Here is a 6344-nt window from a genome sequence, read left to right as displayed (position 1 = left end):
CCCTAAATCTTCTATTTAAAACCGCTAGAGTGACCATTGATTACTATAAAAAAAAGTAGACAGTGACAACAGCTCCCAGGGCTCCTGCTATGGAAAAATGGAGCAACTTAAGTTTTTTGCCGATCAAAATCCATAGACCGCAATTAATAAACAAGAAAACATAAAGGATATTTAAGTTTCCGGGTGCTATTATTTCAGCCAAACTGACTGTTAATAAAAGCAATGATAGCGCCATTCCCATCAAGGCCATTTGAAAGATGACTTTCCTGCCCATTAAGCTGCGGGCCGCTAGCCCAAAGACAATGATTGAAATAGTTGTCACAAGCATTTGCATTCTTATGGGTATTTCAGTAAAATAATTCAAAAATACAATAAATGCAAAAAGGGCTCCAATTAACAGCCCGGTAAGAATATCTTTTTTATCATTTCCGGTTTTAGGCGAACTTGTTGGCGGTAATTCGCCTTGACAGTATAATGCAAGCAGGTAATTACAATATTGCTCAGGAAGCATACGACTTTCCTTCCAGGCGTTTATTTCTTGAATGATAATTTTCTTTCGCATCTCATCCATGAATTTCACATCCTCATGCCGATCTGTTCTTATGAGTAACGGCTTTTAGCCGCTTTTTACGGTTGGTTGGTGGTTAACAGAGAAACTTAGTTACAGTGATCTACATCTCCATTAAATAGATATCTGTATAAATATTGTTGTAACAAGGATATTTTACATCCAAGTGTAAAAAAAAAAGCCGCTCCCGAACGCTGGGCATTCAAAGAGGGCTCTGTGAAGGGCATATATATTTTATTCTAAGAAATCTTTCAAGCGCTTGCTGCGGCTTGGGTGTCTTAGCTTCCGCAACGCTTTCGCTTCGATTTGACGGATACGCTCGCGGGTTACCCCAAACACTTTACCGACCTCTTCAAGCGTCCGTGTACGGCCATCATCAAGTCCAAAGCGGAGTCTCAAGACGTTTTCTTCACGGTCTGTCAGTGTATCCAATACGTCTTCAAGCTGTTCTTTCAATAGTTCATATGCTGCATGTTCTGATGGGGAAGTAGCATCCTGATCTTCAATGAAATCACCTAAATGGGAATCATCTTCTTCACCTATTGGCGTTTCCAAGGAAACAGGCTCCTGAGCTATTTTCAGAATTTCACGAACTTTTTCAGGAGTTAAGTCCATATCTTCTGCAATCTCTTCTGGCGAAGGTTCACGTCCTAAATCCTGAAGAAGCTGTCTTTGGACACGGATCAATTTATTGATGGTTTCCACCATATGCACCGGTATCCTTATCGTTCTTGCTTGGTCGGCAATGGCACGGGTTATGGCTTGGCGAATCCACCATGTTGCATAGGTACTAAATTTGAACCCTTTACGGTAATCGAATTTTTCTACCGCTTTGATCAGACCCATATTACCTTCTTGAATCAAATCAAGGAAAAGCATACCCCGTCCGACATAGCGTTTGGCAATACTGACAACTAGACGTAGATTGGCTTCAGCTAAACGGCGTTTCGCTTCTTCATCTCCATCTTCAATTCGCGTCGCCAGAGAGATTTCTTCCTCTGCCGATAATAGGTCAACGCGACCTATTTCCTTTAAATACATACGGACAGGATCATTAATCTTAACACCAGGAGGAACACTTAAATCATTTAAGTCAAACTCTTCTTCTTTTGCAAGTTTCTTTTCATCTGGATCATCTTCATCATCGTCTTCCTCACCATCCGTGAGAATTTCGACTCCGTTTTCTGCTAACACCTCATAGAACTCATCCATTTGATCGGAATCTAACTCAAAACCGCCAATCATTTCAGCGATTTTTTCTAAAGTTAAAGAGCCTCGTTTTTTACCTAGCTCTATTAATTTTTCTTTCACCTGTTCAAGGCTAAATTCATTATCAACTTGTTTGGAACGTGCTGGTTTTTCAGCCATTAGTTCCCCTCCTTCCAGGACTTACACCTAAACAACTACAACATTTTACGCAATTTAATGATTTCCATGGCAATTTTTGCAGCAGTGACATAATCACTTCGTCTCACTGCATCTTTTTCTTCGACTTGTTTTTCTTTTATCTTTAACAATTTTTCATATTTCAACACTTGATTTATACAATCGGTCAGTTCTTTATCGGTAACTTCCTCATTCACTGACATCATTTCTATTTCCGAAACGATCCTTCTCAAGTTTGGATCCGGTAAATAAGTAAGGAAAAAGCTTGTATCCGGTTCGTGTCCATCTTCATAGAACGCATATAAATAGGTGATGATTGCCTGATGTTCGTCTACATGAAAGACCGTTTGCCCAAGCAACTGCTGAATCTTGAAAGTCATGTCCCTGCTTTTAAGCATATGGGCAATCAACTTCGTTTCAGCATTATGATGAGCAGGCTTTAATTTATGCTCATATTGCAGTTCCATTTTCTTTTGGGCTGCAGGCTGCGGCAGTGTTCCCTTCTTACGTTCTGTAAAGAACACTTGTCGCTGCTGCTGCTCCAGCGCATCCAATGACAGGGAAAATTCAGATGATAACTGCCGCAGATAATGGTCCCTCTCCACTGCATTGGGCAATCGCGAAATTTCTTTAAGGACTTCTTCGATATATTGAATTCGATCTCCTTCATTATTTACATTTTTCCCTCGGCGCAAATAATGCATTTTGAATGCCATGTAGGTTAAACTGGCCCCTATTACTTCAGAAACAAAGCTTTTTTCACCGAATTCCTTTATGTAGTCATCGGGGTCCAAGTTATCAGGCATGAGAGCGACCTTCACTGAAAAGTCGTGGTCCTGCAACATATTAACAGCACGATTGGCAGCGTTCAATCCCGCAGAGTCCGAATCGTAGCAAATAAGTATCTGGTCAGTATTTCTTTTTAATAGCTGGATATGCTGATCCGTCAAGGCAGTCCCCATCGTAGCGACTGAATTCTCAACACCGGCACGCACAGCTGAAATACAATCGGCAAAGCCTTCAAAAATGACGACTTGTTCTTTCTTACGTATGTGAGGTCTTGCATGATGAAAATTATATAGAGTTTTACTTTTATTAAAGATTGGCGTTTCAGGACTATTCAAATATTTGGGCTCATCGTCCCCCATCGCTCTGCCTGAGAACGCAATCGTATTTCCTTGATGATCCATAATTGGAAACATGACTCTATTTCTGAAACGGTCAAAATATGACTCGTCTTTTTCCCTGAAAATTATAAGCCCTGCCTGCTCCATATATTCCGGTGGAAAACCACGTTTTAAAAGAAACTTGGAAACGAAGTCCCATGAATCCAACGAATAACCAATTTGGAACTTTTCTATCGTCTCTTCAGTAAACCCTCGTTTAAGTAAATATTCGAGAGCATCCTGACCTTCCTTCGTATTAACGAGGAGGTGATGATAAAATTTCCGCAGCAGGTCGTGGGCTTCAACCATTTGCTGCGAGCCAGCAGGCATGTTAGAACGCTTGGAATCTTTATTAATTTCAACATCCAAAGGAACATTTCCTTTTTCAGCTAAAACTTTTGCAGATTCCACAAAATTATAGCCTTCTATATCCATTAAGAAGGTAAAAATATTTCCGCCTGCCCCACAACCAAAACAGTGAAAGATTTGTTTTTCCGTTGAAACGGAAAATGAGGGCGAGTTTTCACCATGAAAAGGACAAAGGCCAAAGTAATTGCGCCCTTGTTTCTTCAGCTGGACATACTCTCCAATTAAATCAACAATGTCTACAGCTTCGCGAATTTGGTTAATTTTTTCATCTTCTATACGGCCATTTATCATTTTTCCACCTTGCTATATTGGTGATAGTTTCTAATTCGATACAGATTCCTAATTCCCTGCAATGTTCGACAAAGTTTTCAAAAGTTTATTTGTAAAACATGTACGATCTTCCTTTGTGAATGCTTTCGGCCCCTTCGTATGTTTACCCTGTCTGCGGAGTTTCGCCGATTGATAACGCATATCCAAGAGCATGAAAATATTCTCGTCAGTGTATTCTTTTCCCCTTGGTGAAAGAACATAAACGCTTTTTGGAAGTAGGGTTCCAGCCAACCCAATATCTGCAGTAACGACAATATCACCCTTTTTTACTGAATTAACTATATAAAGATCAGCCGCTTCTTTGTCTGCATCGACATACACCCATTTTCCTTCAGGGTTATTCATCATATTTTTGTATGATGCAACAAAACAGACTTCGACATCGTGTATTCGTGCACAATGAAGGATCTCGTCTTTCACCGGACATGCATCGGCATCGACATGTATGGTAGGTTTATTCATACCTTTAAATTCTACATCTTTCTGCATAATCCTTTTTCTCCCCTAAATTTTATGAAGATATCATGAATTTTAAGCATTGGTTCAGAGAACTTTTCAAAAAGAGCCAACATTATTCTTCAAAGAATATATCTCATATTTAAGTGAAATTGCTGCTTTTTCTTGAATCAGATGCGGCTCATTTAAAATTATACGGAACATGTCGAATTATTTTTATGATAAAAACCTTGACATCTCATTAACCTTTAGTTTATTCCTTATTAATTAAGTCTAAACCTTAAGATTACTTTTTTCTCACAATTTTTTATTATAGTCTATTTGATTAGAAGATGCCAACATTTAAATTCCGATGGTGTTTTCATGCAAATCAATGGGTTTTCATTTGGAAATGAGGTGGAATCATATGTAATTATTTCTAATTTTGTTCGCTATTTACCAAAAGGACCTTAGCATTAAAATGTGAGCTGACACATAAAGTGTCTAGCTCACATTTTTGTTTGCCTTAATTGTAAGAATAAAATAAAAAAACATCCATCAACGATCTTTGTTTTGAAGGATATTGATGATCAAATTGGCTGTTTCTTCCACAGCTTTATTCGTTACATCAATAATAGGACAGTTCAATCTAGATATGATTGTATCAAAGTATGTCAATTCTTCCTTAATTCGCTCCACATTTGCGTAAATCGCATGATCATTAAGCCCCAGTGACTTTAACCGTTCTTTGCGAATATGGTTCAACTTTTCCGGACTGATCTTTAAACCAATGCATTTTTCAGGAGGAACAAGGAAAAGCTCTTCTGGCGGTTCCACCTCAGGCACTAAAGGTACATTGGCCACTTTATAACGTTTGTGGGCTAAATACTGTGAAAGAGGTGTTTTTGAAGTGCGCGAAACACCCACAAGGACGATATCTGCACGTAAAATCCCTCTAGGGTCCCGTCCATCATCATATTTTACAGCAAATTCAATGGCTTCAACTCGTTTGAAATAATCATCATCCAGCTTTCTTACCAGACCAGGTTCATTAAGCGGTCCTTTTGGTGCTCTTTCCTGAAGGATGTCCATGAGCGGCCCTAAAATGTCATAAGCAGACAGGTTTTCTTTTTCCACCTGTGCTTTCATATACGCTCTAATAGCTGGCTTAACAAGGGTATACGCAATGATTGCCCCATCTAATTTAGCCAGTGAAATCACTTCATCCACGTTTTGTTCATCTTCAATATACGGTATTCGCTTTATGGAAAAAGCAGACCCCGAGAACTGGCTTGCAGCCGCTTTTGTAACCAATTCCGCTGTTTCCCCTACTGAATCCGATACAACATATATAATAGAACCGTTCATATTCTCCGTCATTCCTTTTGCAAGCCCCCTAATAGCCTTCATCAGCCAAAGCTACGAATGCTTTCGTTATATTGGTTTTTGTAATTCTTCCGATCACTTCATAGCCCTTTTCTGTTTCTTTTACGACCGGTAATGAGTCGATTTGTTTATCGATCAATTTTTTGGCAACATCAATCAAAAGGTCTTCTTTTGAACACATTGTAATATTGGGCATTCTAGTCATGATGATATTGACTGGAATGGAGTTAAGCTCTTGCTTCCCGATGCTCGCACGTAACAAGTCTTTCCTTGATAAGACACCAACGAGCAAGGCATGCTTATCGACAACAAACATGGTCCCTACATCTTCTAAAAACATCATGACGATCGCATCATATACGGAAATGCCCTCGTCAACAACGACAGGAATAGATTGGTAGTCACGTACATAAAGATGGTTTAGGCTGTCCGTCAAAAGCTGAGTTCCTGACCTGCCTGTATAAAAATATCCCACACGGGGTCTTGCATCCAGAAAACCTGCCATCGTTAAAATGGCTAGATCAGGACGAAGAGTCGCCCTTGTAAGATTCAATCTATCGGCAATATGTTCTCCAGTAATCGGACCGTTCTCTTTAACAATTTGTAAAATGAGTTCCTGACGCTTATTTAATTGGATTATAATCACCACCCCACTGCTTTCGCAGAGTAAAGTAACAAAAGTTTTTCATTTAATAATTATATAC

General features: G+C 39.3%; 6 protein-coding genes. All 6 read right to left on the bottom strand.

Going from position 1 to position 6344, the window contains the following annotated elements; translation table 11 throughout:
* Window positions 1–43: 43 nt before the first annotated feature.
* Window positions 44–571: a hypothetical protein gene (locus tag ACFWE9_RS25480; protein WP_230155302.1), complete on the bottom strand. Its 528-nt coding sequence runs from the start codon at window positions 569–571 to the stop codon at window positions 44–46.
* Window positions 572–802: 231 nt separating this feature from the next.
* Complete coding sequence (rpoD, locus tag ACFWE9_RS25475) at window positions 803–1936, bottom strand: RNA polymerase sigma factor RpoD (protein ID WP_230155300.1); 1134 nt, start codon at window positions 1934–1936, stop codon at window positions 803–805.
* A gap of 35 nt (window positions 1937–1971) precedes the next feature.
* The gene (gene dnaG / locus ACFWE9_RS25470; protein WP_230155390.1) at window positions 1972–3777 is read right to left on the bottom strand and encodes a DNA primase; all 1806 of its coding nucleotides are present in this window, start codon (window positions 3775–3777) and stop codon (window positions 1972–1974) included.
* Window positions 3778–3828: 51 nt separating this feature from the next.
* Window positions 3829–4308 carry a YaiI/YqxD family protein gene (locus ACFWE9_RS25465; RefSeq protein WP_230155299.1) on the bottom strand — a complete coding sequence of 160 codons (480 nt, stop codon included), beginning with the start codon at window positions 4306–4308 and terminating at the stop codon, window positions 3829–3831.
* A 504-nt stretch (window positions 4309–4812) separates the two neighbouring features.
* Entirely contained in the window at window positions 4813–5634 is an 822-nt protein-coding gene (locus ACFWE9_RS25460) for a pyruvate, water dikinase regulatory protein (protein WP_377359438.1), read from the bottom strand.
* A 16-nt stretch (window positions 5635–5650) separates the two neighbouring features.
* Window positions 5651–6289: a transcriptional regulator CcpN gene (ccpN, locus tag ACFWE9_RS25455; RefSeq protein WP_290370508.1), complete on the bottom strand. Its 639-nt coding sequence runs from the start codon at window positions 6287–6289 to the stop codon at window positions 5651–5653.
* Window positions 6290–6344 lie beyond the last annotated feature (55 nt).

The organism is Peribacillus sp. NPDC060253 (assembly GCF_042727425.1).
GTDB lineage: Bacteria > Bacillota > Bacilli > Bacillales > DSM-1321 > Peribacillus.
Note: the sequence above shows the minus strand (reverse complement) of the source record. Positions and strands in the feature narration are given on the sequence as shown.